At 67.9% G+C, this 14,841-nt stretch carries 12 protein-coding genes; 10 read left to right on the plus strand and 2 right to left on the minus strand.

Annotated features, from left to right (window positions below):
- Positions 1-34 precede the first annotated feature (34 nt).
- A complete protein-coding gene (locus NM1_RS23645) occupies positions 35-3,007 on the plus strand; it encodes an FAD-binding and (Fe-S)-binding domain-containing protein (RefSeq protein ID WP_068023756.1) in 2,973 nt (990 codons plus the stop codon).
- On the opposite strand, the gene NM1_RS23650 is transcribed toward NM1_RS23645, so the two are convergent.
- Positions 2,970-3,521 carry a dihydrofolate reductase family protein gene (locus tag NM1_RS23650; protein ID WP_068023757.1) on the minus strand — a complete coding sequence of 184 codons (552 nt, stop codon included), beginning with the start codon at positions 3,519-3,521 and terminating at the stop codon, positions 2,970-2,972. The genes NM1_RS23645 and NM1_RS23650 overlap by 38 nt on opposite strands.
- Positions 3,522-3,550: 29 nt before the next feature.
- Positions 3,551-4,924, minus strand: coding sequence for an aminotransferase-like domain-containing protein (locus tag NM1_RS23655; RefSeq protein WP_068023758.1), 1,374 nt, complete (start codon positions 4,922-4,924; stop codon positions 3,551-3,553).
- A gap of 111 nt (positions 4,925-5,035) precedes the next feature.
- On the opposite strand from NM1_RS23655, the gene NM1_RS23660 reads away from it, so the two are divergent.
- From NM1_RS23660 to NM1_RS23700, 9 genes are all read left to right on the plus strand, one after another.
- The gene (locus tag NM1_RS23660; protein ID WP_068023760.1) at positions 5,036-5,884 is read left to right on the plus strand and encodes a nitrilase-related carbon-nitrogen hydrolase; all 849 of its coding nucleotides are present in this window, start codon (positions 5,036-5,038) and stop codon (positions 5,882-5,884) included.
- Positions 5,885-5,911: 27 nt separating this feature from the next.
- On the plus strand, positions 5,912-7,333 hold the full coding sequence (hydA, locus tag NM1_RS23665) for a dihydropyrimidinase (RefSeq protein WP_068023762.1): 1,422 nt from the start codon (positions 5,912-5,914) through the stop codon (positions 7,331-7,333).
- Positions 7,334-7,342: 9 nt separating this feature from the next.
- Positions 7,343-8,368, plus strand: coding sequence for a TIGR03842 family LLM class F420-dependent oxidoreductase (locus tag NM1_RS23670; RefSeq protein WP_068023764.1), 1,026 nt, complete (start codon positions 7,343-7,345; stop codon positions 8,366-8,368).
- 25 nt (positions 8,369-8,393) lie between these two features.
- A complete protein-coding gene (locus NM1_RS23675; protein ID WP_068023769.1) occupies positions 8,394-9,704 on the plus strand; it encodes an aspartate aminotransferase family protein in 1,311 nt (436 codons plus the stop codon).
- Between the two features lie 32 nt (positions 9,705-9,736).
- Positions 9,737-11,242 (plus strand): CoA-acylating methylmalonate-semialdehyde dehydrogenase, encoded by a 1,506-nt coding sequence (locus NM1_RS23680; RefSeq protein WP_068023771.1) that lies wholly within the window; start codon positions 9,737-9,739, stop codon positions 11,240-11,242.
- A gap of 16 nt (positions 11,243-11,258) precedes the next feature.
- Positions 11,259-12,707, plus strand: coding sequence for an NCS1 family nucleobase:cation symporter-1 (locus NM1_RS23685; protein WP_068023774.1), 1,449 nt, complete (start codon positions 11,259-11,261; stop codon positions 12,705-12,707).
- A 66-nt stretch (positions 12,708-12,773) separates the two neighbouring features.
- Entirely contained in the window at positions 12,774-13,739 is a 966-nt protein-coding gene (locus NM1_RS23690) for a helix-turn-helix domain-containing protein (protein ID WP_068023780.1), read from the plus strand.
- 145 nt (positions 13,740-13,884) lie between these two features.
- Entirely contained in the window at positions 13,885-14,295 is a 411-nt protein-coding gene (locus NM1_RS23695) for a pyridoxamine 5'-phosphate oxidase family protein (RefSeq protein WP_068023782.1), read from the plus strand.
- Between the two features lie 193 nt (positions 14,296-14,488).
- A complete protein-coding gene (locus tag NM1_RS23700) occupies positions 14,489-14,836 on the plus strand; it encodes a hypothetical protein (RefSeq protein WP_068023784.1) in 348 nt (115 codons plus the stop codon).
- Positions 14,837-14,841: the final 5 nt, after the last annotated feature.

The following is a 14,841-nucleotide window of genomic DNA, read 5'->3' on the forward strand; positions in this document are numbered from 1 at the left end:
TTCGACGAAACACTGTGAACCACAGGGAGTTCCCATGACACCGTCTGCGACGGATCTCGCCGCGCGCCTGGAGCGCGCACTACGCGCCACGCTGGACGGCGAGGTCGCCTTCGACGACTACACCCGCCACATCTTCTCCCGCGACGCCAGCATGTACGCGATAACCCCGCTGGGCGTTGCCTTTCCGCGCCACGCGGACGATGTCGCCGCTGCGGTGCGGGCCGCCGCCGGGCTGGGTGTGCCCATCGTGGCCCGGGGCGCGGGCACCAGCCTGGCAGGCCAGACGGTCGGCCCCGGCCTGGTGCTGGACCTGTCGCGGCATATGCGCCGGATCGTGGAGATCGACCCGGTGCACCGCACCGCCCTGGTGGAGGCCGGGGTGGTGCAGGACCAGCTCAACCAGGCCGCCGCGGCGCACGGGCTGATGTTCGGCCCGGACACCTCGACCAGTAACCGGGCCACGATCGGCGGGATGATCGGCAACAACTCCGCGGGCAGCGGCTCCCTGACCTACGGGATGACGATCGACCACGTCCGCGCCCTCGATGTCGTGCTTGCCGACGGCTCCCGGGCTCGTGTGGAACCGGTCGACGAGGCGGAGCGGAAACGCCGAGCGCTCGCCCCGACGCTGGAAGGCCGCATCTACCACGCACTTCCACGCCTGGTCGCCGCCGAAGCGGAAACGATCAGGACCGCGATGCCGAAGTTCTGGCGGCGAGCGGGCGGCTACCGGCTCGACCGGCTGGTGGATTTCGGGCCCGACAAGCCGTTCGATCTCGCGAAATTCGTTGTGGGAGCCGAAGGTACGCTGGCGATCGCCACGCACGCGCTGGTCGACCTGGTACCCAGGCCCGCTCGAACCGTCTACGCGGTAGGTCATTTCGCCGATACCGTGAGCGCGATCGCGGCCACGACGGACGCGCTGCGGTGCGCACCCCACCAGGTCGAGCTGATGGACCGCACGATCCTGGACCTGTCCCGGCGGAAGATCGAATACGCCGGGCTGGGAGACATTCTCGTCGGCGATCCCGGCGCGCTGCTGTTCGTCTCGTTCGCCGGTGCGGACGAGGCGGAACTCGTCGCCGAACTGGACCGGCTCGACGACCTGTGGCGGCAGAACGGGCACGGCTACCACACGCTGCGCGCGGTCACCCCCGCGGAACAAGCGGCGCTGCTGAAGGTCCGCAAGTCCAGCCTCGGGCTGCTGATGGCCGCCGGGGAGGGCACCCGCCGCCCGCTCGCCTTCGTGGAGGACACCGCCGTCGACCCGGTGTACCTGGCCGAATACACCAAGCGGTTCAAGGCGATTCTCGACGAGCACCACCTGGAGGCCGGGTTCTACGGGCACTGCTCGGTGGGCTGCCTGCACATTCGCCCGTTCGTCGACCTGACCGAGCCTGATCAGGTCGCCACCATGCGCACGGTCGCCGAGGCGGTCAAGGATCTGGTCGCCGAGTACGGCGGCGTGAACTCGAGCGAGCACGGCGACGGCCTGGCCCGCAGCGAGTTCAACCGCGAGATATTCGGTGACGAACTGTACGAGACGATGCGAAAGGTCAAGCGGCTCTTCGATCCCGGCAATATCCTGAATCCGGGCAAGATCGTCGACGCGCCGCCGATGACGGAGAACCTGCGCGACCGCGACGCGCTGCCGCCCGCCCCGCCTATCACCACCGCGCTGCGATTCGAGGTCGTGGGCGGCATGCGCGGCGCCGCGGATCGCTGCATGAATATCGGGCTGTGCCGCAAGTCCGCCTCGGGCGTGATGTGCCCGTCCTACATCGCGACCCGCAACGAGGAACACGCCACCCGAGGCCGCGCCAATGCCTTGGTGAAGGCCCTGTCGGAACCGGATCCGCACGCCGCGCTGGGCGGTGAGCGGCTGCACGAGATCCTCGACCTGTGCCTGATGTGCAAGGCCTGCAAGAGCGAATGCCCGATGAGTGTGGACATGGCCTCACTCAAGGCCGAGACGCTCGCGCATCACCACGATATCCACGGAATTCCCTTGCGCTCCAGAGTTTTCGGCTCGATCCGGCTACTCAACCGGATCGGCTCCGCGACCGCGCCGCTGTCGAATCTGCCCGGACGGATCGGTGTGCTGCGCCGGTTCGGGGAGCGCGTCGGAGGCATCACCGCCGCCCGCCCGCTGCCGGAGTTTCGGCGGGGCAACCTGATTCGCTGGTTCCGCCGCCGACCGGTGACAGCCTCGGCAACACCGCAGGGTGGGCTCGTCTGGCTCGCCGATTCGTTCACCACGTATACGGAGCCGCATATCGGGCGGGCGGCGATCGAACTGCTGGAGCGGTCCGGATGGCAGGTGGAACTCTCGGGCGGCGGCTGCTGCGGCCGGTCGAGCATGTCCAAGGGACTACTCGACGACGCACAGCAGAAGGCCCGGCGACTGGTCGATGTGCTTGCCGCCCAAGGTGATCCGGAATCGCCGATCGTCGGCTGCGAGCCCTCGTGCCTGTTCATGCTGCGCGACGAGTACACCGCACTGCTGCCGGAGTCGTCTGCGGTGCACACGGTCGCGGGACGCGTCCGGCAACCGGAGGAACTGCTCGTCGAGGCCATCGACACCGGCCGCCTCACCCTGCGCGCGGATTCGTGGCTTGCGGGACAAAGGATCGTATTCCACGGCCACTGCCATCAGAAAGCCGAGGTGGGCACCGCCGCGACAATGGCTCTGCTGCGGCGCATTCCGGGCGCCGAGGTGGTCGAGATCGATGCGGGCTGCTGCGGGATGGCGGGCTCGTTCGGCTTCGAATCCGAGCATTACGAGACGTCCATGGCGGTCGGCGGCGACCGTCTCTTCCCGGCCCTCGCCGCCGAACCGCCCGACACCGTCGTGGCGGCCACGGGCGTCTCCTGCCGCCAGCAGATCTTTCACGGTGCGGGCCGAACCGCCTGGCACCCGATCGAACTCGTGCGTGAGGCGCTGTCGACCCGCGACGCTCGAACGGACCTCAGTCGACGAGATAGCGCTGCATCACGGCCGTGTTGAACTGCCTCGTCTCGGCCAGCCGGACGTGAATGCGCTTGTCCAGCAACGGGAACATCGGTGTGCCGCCGCCGAGTATCACGGGGCAGATGAACATCTGGTACTCGTCGATGAGTCCGTGCGGGATCAACGAGGCCGCGAGGTTCGCGCCACCGACCTCCATGACGCCGTCGCCCCCGGCCTTGAGCCTGCGCACCTCCTCGACCGCGTTCTCGCTGACCAGCGTGCTGTTCCAGTGGACCTCGGTGAGCGTCCGGGAGAAGACGTACTTCGTTTTCTCCGTCCAGAGCCCGCCGAACTCACGCTCGATGGGCGGCGCATCGGCGGCTACGTGCGGCCAGTACTCGGCCATCAGCTCGTACATGCGACGGCCGTGCAGCGAGATCTCGATCTCGCGGAAGCGGTCGTTGTGGAACTGGTGCAGTTCATCGTCCGGGTCGGTCCAGTCGATATTGCCGTCGCGGTCGTTGACATACCCGTCCAGGGACACGCCGAACGTATAGATCAGTTTCCTCATAATCGGTAGACCTCCCACACTGTCGAAATTCATCGGTCCGGGCCGTTGAGCGAAAAGTAGTCCGATTGACGCGACTGTGTGGTCGCGGCCAGGATCCGGGCCACCTCGTCGCTGCCGTCGGCGAGCGGCGCCACCGTCACCCGTACCGCCTGGGGGTGCCTGCCGCGGGTATCGGTGCAGAACGGGCCGCCGGGCGCGACGCGAATTCCGTTGGCCGCCAGGTGGACCAGCGTCGTCCGCTCGTCGGTGACCGGGACCCAGACGTTGAGCCCCTCGCCGTCGCCGACCGGTGCGCCGTGGCGGCGGAGGGCGTCGACGAAGGTCCGGCGGCGGATGCGGTACTGCTCCCGGGCATTGTCGACCGCGCGGGTGGCGGTGTCGTCGCGCAGCAGTTCGTAGAGCAGTCGCTGCAGAATCCGCGGCGTCCAACCCGGCCCCAGCATGCGCGTGGCGACGACCCGGTCGATCACCTCCTCGGGCCCGGACAGCGCCGCGATCCGCAGGTCGGGACCGTGCGATTTGGAATAGCTGCGCACATGCAGCACCTGATCCGGCAGCCACCGGCCGATGCTCAGATCCGCGGTCGGCACGATGCGCCCCGAGTGGTCGTCCTCGACGATCATGCAGCGGTGTTCGCTGCGGCGCAGGATGTCCGCCAGCTCCCGGATCCGCTCGGCGGTCATCGAGGCGCCGGTCGGATTCTGCGCCCGGGGCTGGATGATCGCGGCGGCCGGGGCCAGGTCGAGCGCCCGCTCGAACTCGTCCGGCAGCACGCCCTGCTCGTCCATGCCTACCGGAACAGGTTGCGCACCAATGGATTCCAGATAGTCCAGGAAGTGGGGAAAGGTCGGGTTCTCCACGATCACCCGATCGCCGTAGCGGACCACGGCCCGCAGTCCCCGCGCCACGGCGTCCATCGCCCCGTCGACCACGGTGAGCCCGCCCGAGCCGGTCGGCCAGTCGGCCTGCAGCAGCCGCCCGAGTTCGGGGACCACGGGAGCCTGGTGATAGTCGGTGGGTTCGGCGCTCAGCGCGACGTGCGCGAGCAGTGGCCCCAGCTCGGGCAGCAGCGCCGGATCCGGCGTGCCCAGCGACAGGTCCAGCCGGGCGTCCCCGGTGTCGGTGACCATCCGCGCGGTGCGCGCCGGGGCGGGGCGATGCTCGGAGGTGTCGGGCTCGGCGACGAAAGTGCCACTGCGACCGCGAGATACGACCAGCCCGGCCTGCGCGAGCGCCTTCCAGCCGTGACTCACCGTCGCCGGGCTCACGCCCAGCTGTCCCGACAGCTCCCGCACCGTCGGCAGCCGGTCGCCGGGGCGCAGTTCGCCGCTGCGGATCATCCGGGCGATGGCGCCGGCGATACCGGCCGGGCTCGGGTCATCGATCTGTATCGGTCTGCTCATTTCCGCCTCGGGGATCGGTGTAGCAGGTTTACACTTCCGGCACTCGCTGAAATATTCACGAAATGTTCACCATCAAGAATAACAAAATCGAGCGAGGCAGGAGATTCACTGGTGACCACGATCAAGGCAGCCATCACCCAGGCCACATGGACCGGCGACAAGGAGTCCATGCTGGCCAAGCATGAGAAGTTCGTCGAGACAGCCGCCGCCGCGGGCGTGCAGGTGATCTGCTTCCAGGAGCTGTTCTACGGGCCGTACTTCGGAAATGTTCAGGACCAGAAGTACTACGAGTACGCCGAATCCGTCCCCGGGCCGACCACCGCCCGCTTCGCCGAGCTGGCGCGCCGGCACAACATGGTGATCGTGCTGCCGGTGTACGAGGAGGAGCAGCCCGGGGTGCTGTACAACACCGCCGCGGTGATCGACGCCGACGGCAGCTATCTGGGCAAATACCGCAAGCACCACATCCCGCACCTGCCGAGCTTCTGGGAGAAGTTCTACTTCCGGCCCGGCAATCTCGGCTATCCGGTCTTCGACACCGCGGTCGGCAAGGTCGGCGTCTACATCTGCTACGACCGGCACTTCCCGGAGGGCTGGCGCGCCCTGGGACTCGGCGGCGCGGAGCTGGTGTTCAACCCGTCGGCGACGAAACCCGGCCTGTCCAACCGGCTCTGGGAGCTGGAGCAGCCCGCCGCCGCGGCGGCCAACCAGTACTTCATCGCCGCCAACAACCGAATCGGCACCGAGAGCGACGAATTCGGCGACGCGGCCGTCACCTTCTACGGCAGTTCGTATTTCGTGGATCCGCGCGGCAACTACGTCGGCGAGGTCGCCTCCACCGACACCGAGGAGCTGGTCGTCCGCGAGATCGACCTGGGCGTGGTCCGCGAGGTGCGCGGCGACTGGCAGTTCTATCGCGATCGGCGTCCGGACTCCTACGACTCCATCGTCGCCCCCTGAATCCCGCCGGAGAAGGAAATACGCAGTATGGCAACAACTTTGATCACCGGTGGCACGGTCGTCTCGGCGACCGGCAGGGGTGCCGCCGACATCCTGATCGACGGTGAGCGAATCGTCGCGCTGCTGGAGCCCGGCTCCACCGTGCTCGGCGCGAACCTGGCGGCCACGGCCGATACGGTCATCGACGCCACCGGCAAATATGTCGTCCCGGGCGGTATCGACGCGCACACCCACATGTCGATGCCGTTCGGAGGCACCACGGCCGCCGACGATTTCGAGACCGGCACCCGGGCCGCGGCCTGGGGCGGCACCACGACGATCATCGACTTCGCGGTGCAGAAGTTCGGCGAGCGCCTGCAGGACAGCCTGCAGACCTGGCACGAGATGGCCGCCGGGCAGTGCGCGATCGACTACGGCTTCCACCAGATCGTGGGCGATGTCGACAAGGCCTCGCTGCAGGCGCTGCGGGACCTGCCCGGCGAGGGCATCACCAGCTTCAAGCTGTTCATGGCCTATCCGGGCGTGTTCTACAGCGACGACGCGCAGATCCTGCGGGCCATGCAGGTCGGCGCGGACACCGGCCTGATGACGATGATGCACGCCGAGAACGGGCCCGCCATCGACGTTCTGGTGAGCCAGCTGCTCGAGCAGGGCAAGACCGATCCGTACTACCACGGCATCGCGCGGGCCTGGCAGCTCGAGGAGGAGGCGACGCACCGGGCGATCATGCTCGCCGACCTGACCGGCGCGCCACTGTATGTCGTGCACGTCTCCGCGAAACAGGCGGTGGCGCAGCTCGCTTCGGCGCGCGACCGCGGGCGCAACGTGTTCGGCGAGACCTGCCCGCAGTACCTGTACCTGTCGCTGGAGGATCAGCTCGGCGCGCCGGGTTTCGAGGGCGCAAAGTGGGTGTGCTCGACGCCGCTGCGATCCAAGCACGAGCACCACCAGGACCACATGTGGCAGGCGTTGCGCACCAACGACGTTCAGATGGTCGCCACCGACCACTGCCCCTTCTGCATGAAGGGGCAGAAGGATATGGGCGTCGGCGACTTCTCCAAGATCCCCAACGGCATCGGCTCGGTGGAACACCGCATGGACCTGATGTACCAGGGCGTGGTGGACGGCAAGATCACCCTGGAGCGCTGGGTCGAGATCACCTCCACGACTCCGGCGCGGATGTTCGGGCTGTACGGCCGCAAGGGCGTGCTCGCGCCCGGCGCCGACGCCGACGTCGTCGTCTACGACCCGGCCGGGCACACGTCCATCGGCCTGGGCAAGACCCACCACATGAACATGGACCACTCCGCCTGGGAGGGCTACGAGATCGACGGCCGCGTCGACACGGTGCTCTCGCGGGGGAAGGTCGTCGTCGGCGGGGGAGAGTATCGCGGCCGCAAGGGCGACGGGCGGTTCGTCCGCCGCGATCCCTGCCAGTACCTCATCTAGGAGACACGCATGCAATTCGGAGCGGTGCTGCAGTGCGACGCGCCCTCGGCGCGCACGGTACATCTGGCGAAACTCGCTGAGGCACACGGCTTCAGCCACGTGTGGACCTTCGACTCGCACATCCTGTGGCAGGAGCCGTATGTGCTCTACAGCCGAATCCTGAACGAGACCAAGCGGATCACGGTCGGGCCGATGGTGACCAATCCCGCGACGCGGGACTGGGCGGTGACCGCCTCCACCTACGCGACCCTGAACGAGGCGTACGGCAACCGCACCATCTGCGGGATCGGCCGGGGCGATTCGGCGGTGCGTGTCGGCGGCGGCCGGCCGACGACGCTGGCGACGCTGCGCGAATCCGTCAGGGTCATCAAGGAATTGGCCAACTCGCGGCCGGTGGAAGTCGACGGCCGCGTCCTGCAGTTCCCCTGGAGCGTCGGTTCGGCACTCGACGTCTGGGTGGCCGCCTACGGTCCGAAAGCCTTGGCACTCACCGGCGAAGTGGCGGACGGGTTCATCCTGCAGCTGGCCGATCTCGATATCGCCGAGTGGATGATCCGCACGGTCCGGGATGCGGCGGCCGCGGCGGGGCGCGATCCGAAGGCGGTGAAAATCTGTGTCGCGGCACCGATGTACGTCGGCACGGACCTGAAGCACATGCGCGACCAGTGCCGGTGGTTCGGCGGCATGGTCGGCAACCACGTCGCCGACATCGTCGCCCGCTACGGCACCGCGGGCACTATCCCGCAGGCGCTGACCGACTACATTGCCGACCGCGAGGGCTACGACTACAACCAGCACGGCCGGGCGGGAAACACCCACGCCGACTTCGTCTCCGACGACATCGTCGACCGCTTCTGCCTCCTCGGCACCCCCGAAGACCACATCGCCAAGCTCCGCCGCCTCGCCGACCTCGGCGTAGACCAGTTCGCGGGCTACCTCCAGCACGACAACAAGGAAGAGACGATGCGTGTCTACGGCGACACGATCATTCCGCAGCTCGCCGACGTCATCACCGCGACCAGGGCGACGGCATGAGTACACGCGCTCGGAGAGGAGCAGCATGACTAGCACACAGATCGATCTGGATGCGCGCGCCTATGAGCTGGACCGCGCGCATGTGTTTCATTCCTGGTCGGCGCAGGGGGCGTTGGATCCGCTGGTGATCGCGGGCGGCAGCGGGACCCGGGTGTGGGACCATGCCGGGCGCGAGTACCTGGACTTCGCCAGTCAGATGGTGAATGTCAATGTCGGACACCAGCATCCGGCTGTGACCGCGGCGATAGCGGCCCAGGCCGCGCAGCTGACCACGATCGCCCCGGCCACCGCGAACCTGGCGCGGGGCGAGGCCGCGCAGCGGATCACGGCGCTGGCGCCGGACGGTTTCGACAAGGTGTTCTTCACCAACGGCGGCGCCGACGCCAACGAGAACGCCATCCGGATGGCACGCCTGCACACCGGCCGCGACAAGGTGCTTTCGACCTACCGCTCCTACCACGGCAATACGGGCGCCGCGGTGGTCGCGACCGGCGACTGGCGCCGCATGCCGAACGAGTACGCGCGCGGGCACGTCCATTTCTTCGGGCCATACCTCTATCGCAGCGAGTTCTGGTCGGAATCGCCCGAGCAGGAGTGCGAGCGCGCCCTGCACCACCTGGAACGCGTCGTGCAATGCGAAGGGCCGCAACGGATCGCGGCGATCCTGCTGGAGAGTGTGCCGGGCACCGCGGGCATCCTGGTGCCGCCGCCGGGCTATCTTGCCGGTGTCCGCGAGATCGCCGACCGCTACGGCATCGTGCTGATCCTCGACGAGGTCATGTGCGGATTCGGGCGCACCGGCCGCTGGTTCGCCTTCGAGGGCCATGACGTCGTCCCCGACCTCATCACCTTCGCCAAGGGCGTCAACTCGGGTTATGTGCCGGTCGGCGGCGTCATCGTATCCAACTCCGTGGCAAAGACTTTCGACGACACGGTATTCCCCGGCGGCCTCACCTACAGCGGACACCCGCTGGCGTGCGCGTCGATCGTGGCCGCGCTCGACGCGATGGCGGAGGAACGTATCGTCGAGAACGCCGAGCGCATCGGGCGGGAGTCGATCGCCCCGGCGCTCACCGCCCTGGCGCGGGACTACCCGGTGATCGGCGACGTGCGCGGCGAAGGGGTGTTCTGGGCCCTCGAGCTGGTCGCCGACCGCGAGACCCGCGAACCCGTCCCGGCGGCCACGATGGCGCGAATCAAATCCGGGCTGGTGGCCCGCGGCGTGCTGCCGTTCGGGGCCGACAACCGCATTCACGTGGTGCCGCCGTGCGTGGTCACCGCCGACGAGGTGGACACCGCGATGCGCGCATTCCGCGACGTACTGACCGCACTGTGATCGAAGATGCTGTGAAGGAGAGTGAGACGACGATGACGTCGACAACCACCGACATTCTGGACCACTGGGTCGACGGCAAGCCGTGGGCGGGCGAATCCGACCGTGTCGCACCGGTTTTCGACCCTGCACTGGGCACGCAGCAGCGCGCGGTGCGCATGGCGAGCGCGGCCGATGTCGGCTCGGCGGTGGCCTCGGCCACCGCCGCCCTGCCCGCCTGGCGCGATGCCTCGGTCGCCACCCGCAGCCGCTTCCTGCTGACCTTCCGGGAACTGCTCAATGCCCGCAAGGACGAGCTGGCGCAGATCCTCACCGCCGAGCACGGCAAGGTGCTCAGCGACGCGGCCGGTGAGATCGCCCGCGGCCTCGAGGTGGTCGAATTCGCCCTGTCCATGCCGCATCTGACCAAGGGCGAGTTCAGCCAGAACGCCTCCACCGGCGTGGACGTGTATTCGGTGCGGGAACCGGTCGGGGTGGTCGGGATCATCACCCCGTTCAACTTCCCGGCGATGGTGCCGCTGTGGTTCTTCCCGATCGCGATCGCGGCCGGAAACACCGTGGTGCTCAAGCCGAGCGAGAAAGATCCGTCGGCCTCGAATTGGCTTGCGGCCCTTGCCATCGAGGCGGGGCTCCCGGCCGGTGTGCTGAATGTGGTGCACGGCGACAAGGAGGCGGTCGACGCCCTGCTGGTGCACCCGGACGTGGCCGCGATCTCGTTCGTCGGCTCGACCCCGATCGCGCGCTACGTCTACCAGACCGCCGCCGCGCACGACAAGCGCGTGCAGGCGCTGGGCGGCGCGAAGAACCACATGCTGGTGCTGCCCGACGCCGATCTGGACCTGGCCGCCGATGCGGCCGTGAACGCCGGGTTCGGCTCGGCGGGGGAGCGGTGCATGGCGGTCAGCGTGGTGCTGGCGGTCGACTCCGTCGCCGACGAACTGGTCGCGAAGATCGCCGAACGCATGGGCGGCCTGCGCACCGGCGACGGCCGCCGGGGCTGCGACATGGGTCCGCTGATCACCCGCGCGCACCGCGACACGGTGGCCGGATACCTCGACGTGGCCGCCCGCGACGGCGCCGACATCGTGGTCGACGGGCGCGCCGTGCGGCCGGATGGTGCCGCGGACGGATTCTGGCTGGGCCCCACCCTGATCGACAACGTCCCGACCGGCTCGCAGGTGTACCGCGACGAGATCTTCGGCCCCGTGCTGTCGGTGGTGCGGGTCGGCGGTTTCGAGCAGGGCGTGGAATTGATCAATGCGTCACCGTACGGCAACGGCGTCGCCATCTTCACCAATGACGGTGGCGCTGCACGACGGTTCCAACGGCAGGTGACCGTCGGGATGATCGGCGTCAACGTGCCCATTCCGGTTCCGGTGGCCTATCACAGTTTCGGCGGATGGAAGGCGTCGATCTTCGGCGATGCCAAGGCCTACGGGCCGGCGGGCTTCGCATTCTTCACCCGCGAGAAGGCCGTGACGTCGCGCTGGCTGGATCCCAGCCACGGCGGCATCAACCTCGGATTCCCGCAGAACAGTTAGAGAACAAGGAAATTCGATGACAGAAACCCAGGTCCGGGAGCCCGCGGGCACACCCGAGAATTCGGTGCTGGTCAACAACGATCTGTTGCCCACCACCAAGGAAACCGCAGTCTGGCGCACTTGGGACCTCTTCTGTCTCTGGATGACCTCGGCGCACAGCATCGGCAGTTACGGTTTCGCCGTCGGCATGCTCGCACTGGGCATGACCGGCTGGCAGACCATGTTGGCGCTGTTCGCCGGGGTGCTGCTGCTCTGGCTGGGCAGCAACCTGATCGGCGTCGCGGGACAGCGTGTGGGCGTGCCGTTCCCGGTCTTCGCCCGCGGCGCCTTCGGGGTGTTCGGCGCCAATATCCCGGCGCTGCTGCGGGCACTGGTGGCGGTGTTCTGGTACGGCATCCAAACCTACCTGGCCTCCACCGCGCTCATCGTCCTGCTGCTGCGGGTCGCGCCCGGGCTGGAGTCGTGGACGACCCCGAGCTTCCTGGGATTGTCTGCGCTGGGCTGGATTTCGTTCCTGGTGCTGTGGACGGTACAGCTGCTGATCATCAGCTACGGCATGGATATCGTGCGCCGGGCCTCGGACTTCGCGGGGCCGGTGGTGTGGATCGGCATGATCGCCCTGGCCGTCTGGATCCTCGGAAAGGCCGACTGGAGTATCGATTTCGGTGCGCGCAGCGGTGCGGCGCTGAGCGGCGGGCAGACGGTCTCGGCGTTCATCGGGGTGGCGTTCCTGATGGTGGCGTTCATGGCCGGGCCGCTCGTCAACTACGCCGACTTCGCCCGGTTCTCGCCGAGTAAGCAGGCGATCCTGCGGGGCAATGCGTGGGGAATCCCGTTCAATGAGACTGCGTTCGTGGTGATTTCGATCGTCATCTCGCTGGCGACGCTGAAGGTGTACGGCAAGATCCTGTCGGATCCGGTCGAACTGGTCGCGCACGTCGAGAGCAATACGATCGTCATCATCGCCGCGGCGCTGTTCGCGATCGCCACCGTCGGCATCAACGTGGTGCTGAACTTCGTGTCGCCGTCCTACGACATCTCCAATACCGCACCGAAATACATCTCCTTCCGCACCGGCGGCATCATCACGGCCGTCCTGTCGATCCTCGTGATGCCGTGGAAGCTGTGGGCGAACCAGGATTTCATCGTCTACTTCCTCGGCGGCGTCGGCGCGCTCATGGGCCCGGTGTTCGGCATCCTCGTCGTCGACTACTACCTGGTGCGGCGCCGGCGCACGGCGGTGTCCGAACTGTATTCCGATGTGCCGCAAGGCAGTTACTACTACAGTCGCGGATTCAATCCCCGCGCGCTGATCGCCCTGCTGATCTCGGGCGTGGTGGGTGTGGCGGTCGCACTGGTCCCGGATTCGCAGTCGGTGACCGCCCTGTCCTGGCCCGCGGGCGCCCTGCTCGGCGCGGGGATCATGTACGCCCTGAGCGCGGGCAGCCGCGAACCGGTGCGGTAACCGGGCCTACGGATAGGCGGCTGGATTTCGCGCTTCGTCCCGCGAGGCCGGTGGGAGAATCGCTGCGTGGACGGCACCCCGTCGAATACGGTCGTGGAGATCCGGTCGACACCGGAGCTTGCGCCCAAGCAGGTGTTCGAACAGTGGGAGGACGTTCTCTCCCGGTCCTACGCGCCGGTCGCGGTGGCTCGCCCGCAGCTGGATCGGTTCCACGGCCGAATCAGGCTCGCCACCTACGACGCCGTGAACGTCTCGTCGCTGTCGGCCACCGCCCAGCAGATATACCGGTCGCAACGCATGCTCGGCGCACCGGCCGACCCGGTCCTGTGGGCGGTGTTCTCCACCAACGGATTCGGACGGCTGGAGCACGCCGGGCGGACGGCCGAATACGCGCCGGGCGGACTGCTCTTCTACGACACGGTCCGGCCGCTGCGCGCACATTTCGAAGGCTCCTGGAGTATCGCCCCGGTGCAACTCCCGCTGTCCGCCGTACTGGAGCGGACCGGGCTGTCCCTCGGCCGACTGCCCACCGCCGTGCGGATACCCAGCACCGGCGCGATCGGAATCGTCGAACGGTTCTGCCGCGGGCTGCTCGAGATGCAGGATTCCGACCCGGCGGCGGCGACGATGCTGGGTGAGCATGCCATCGACCTGGTGTCCTCGGCGGTGCTGCTGGCGGCCGGGGTGAAGATGACCGAGCAGCCGGCGCAGGCGCTGGCGAGGCAGCAGGTGCTGGCATTCGTCAAGCGCCACTACACCGATCCGGACCTCGGCGTGGAGCAGATCGCGCGCGCCTGCGCGGTCTCGCGCCGCACCCTGTACCGATTGTTCGACACCGTCGACGGCGGTGTGAGCGCGGTGATCCGGCGCCGCCGCATCGCCCGTGCCCAGGCGATGCTGTGCGCGGATCCCGCGCGTTCGACCGCCTCGATCGCGGCCGCGTGCGGCTTTGCCTCCGAACGGAACTTCTACCGCCTCTTCAAGCAGGAGACCGGGACGACGCCCGGCGAGTACCGGATGGCGCACCGGTGAGATCGCCTGCGGCCGTGGCACGTTTCGTCAGCGGTTCGGCACGATCCGGCAGTGCCGTGCGGCGTCTCCGCGGCGACAGTTGAGGGGCCCCGAAGGCACCCTGCCGCGCGGCAAGGGGGACATACTCGAAAGGGGCAGCGACATCATGCCCAATCTGTCCGTCCCCCATACCCTGTCGACCGGCGAATCGCTGCGCCGGCTGGCCGATGTCGAGTTCGGTCGGCTGCTGTACACGAGGCACGCGCTGCTCACGTTGTACCCGGTGAACCACCTCGTCGATGGCGGCGTGATCGTTGTCCACGCCCATCCGGCGGTGCTCACCATCACCAGCGACCGTCAGGCCGTCGCCTACCAGGCCGACACCATCGACCACGAAACCCACGCGGGCTGGTGCGTCACCGTCCACGGGATGGCCGACGATATCGACCCCGACCGGCGCGTCCGATACCAGCACCTGCTGGGCAACTTCGGCAGCGAAATCCGCCTCCTGCTCATCGAACCCGACATCATCACCGGTATCGAATACCGAAGGCAGCCAACGGCACTGTGCGGCTGACCGTTCGCACGATCCGATCGGCGCGAACAGCGATACCCGGCCGAGTCCACCCCCGCTGACGTGGGCCCCTGGACCGCAGCCGAATCCTGTAGTGTCCTAGCTCGAAGGGCTTCGCCGCCTCCACCCACAGAATCGGACCGACCGGGTGGACCACGAAGTGATCAGAGGTCAACCAGCACAAGGCGATTCGTCGATGTCCCACAATTCGACATCTGGCAACGGCTACTTCACTCGCCCCGACGCGGAGGCACCGGGACCGCCGATACCCGGCTGGTCGGCGGACAATGTCAACGAGTTCGTGAATGCGTGTGATCGTTTGGTGCGCCACCTGTTCGACGCCGGTCTGCGGCTGCACAAACACCGCGCATATCCCGGTCCCGATCGAGCCCCGCGTGATCCCGCGCGGCCCGGCGACGCGGAGCTGTCCGCGGCGCTGGACGATCTGGACGTTCTCATCCGCGATTCCGGGGGGGCGATACTCGCCCTGGTGCGGATGTTCGGCGCCGACGAGATCGCGCACCGCGGACGGCGCCGCTGGTGAGCGCG

Source organism: Nocardia mexicana NBRC 108244 (assembly GCF_001613165.1).
In the GTDB taxonomy this organism is placed as follows: Bacteria; Actinomycetota; Actinomycetes; order Mycobacteriales; family Mycobacteriaceae; genus Nocardia; species Nocardia mexicana.

What these genes read in the sequence shown, in the direction of transcription:
- NM1_RS23645 (WP_068023756.1), top strand. Translation starts at nt 35, where the DNA reads ATGACACCGTCTGCGACGGATCTCGCCGCGCGCCTGGAGCGCGCACTA.
- NM1_RS23650 (WP_068023757.1), bottom strand. Translation starts at nt 3,521, where the DNA reads ATGAGGAAACTGATCTATACGTTCGGCGTGTCCCTGGACGGGTATGTC.
- NM1_RS23655 (WP_068023758.1), bottom strand. Translation starts at nt 4,924, where the DNA reads ATGAGCAGACCGATACAGATCGATGACCCGAGCCCGGCCGGTATCGCC.
- hydA (WP_068023762.1), top strand. Translation starts at nt 5,912, where the DNA reads ATGGCAACAACTTTGATCACCGGTGGCACGGTCGTCTCGGCGACCGGC.
- NM1_RS23670 (WP_068023764.1), top strand. Translation starts at nt 7,343, where the DNA reads ATGCAATTCGGAGCGGTGCTGCAGTGCGACGCGCCCTCGGCGCGCACG.
- NM1_RS23675 (WP_068023769.1), top strand. Translation starts at nt 8,394, where the DNA reads ATGACTAGCACACAGATCGATCTGGATGCGCGCGCCTATGAGCTGGAC.
- NM1_RS23680 (WP_068023771.1), top strand. Translation starts at nt 9,737, where the DNA reads ATGACGTCGACAACCACCGACATTCTGGACCACTGGGTCGACGGCAAG.
- NM1_RS23685 (WP_068023774.1), top strand. Translation starts at nt 11,259, where the DNA reads ATGACAGAAACCCAGGTCCGGGAGCCCGCGGGCACACCCGAGAATTCG.
- NM1_RS23695 (WP_068023782.1), top strand. Translation starts at nt 13,885, where the DNA reads ATGCCCAATCTGTCCGTCCCCCATACCCTGTCGACCGGCGAATCGCTG.
- NM1_RS23700 (WP_068023784.1), top strand. Translation starts at nt 14,489, where the DNA reads ATGTCCCACAATTCGACATCTGGCAACGGCTACTTCACTCGCCCCGAC.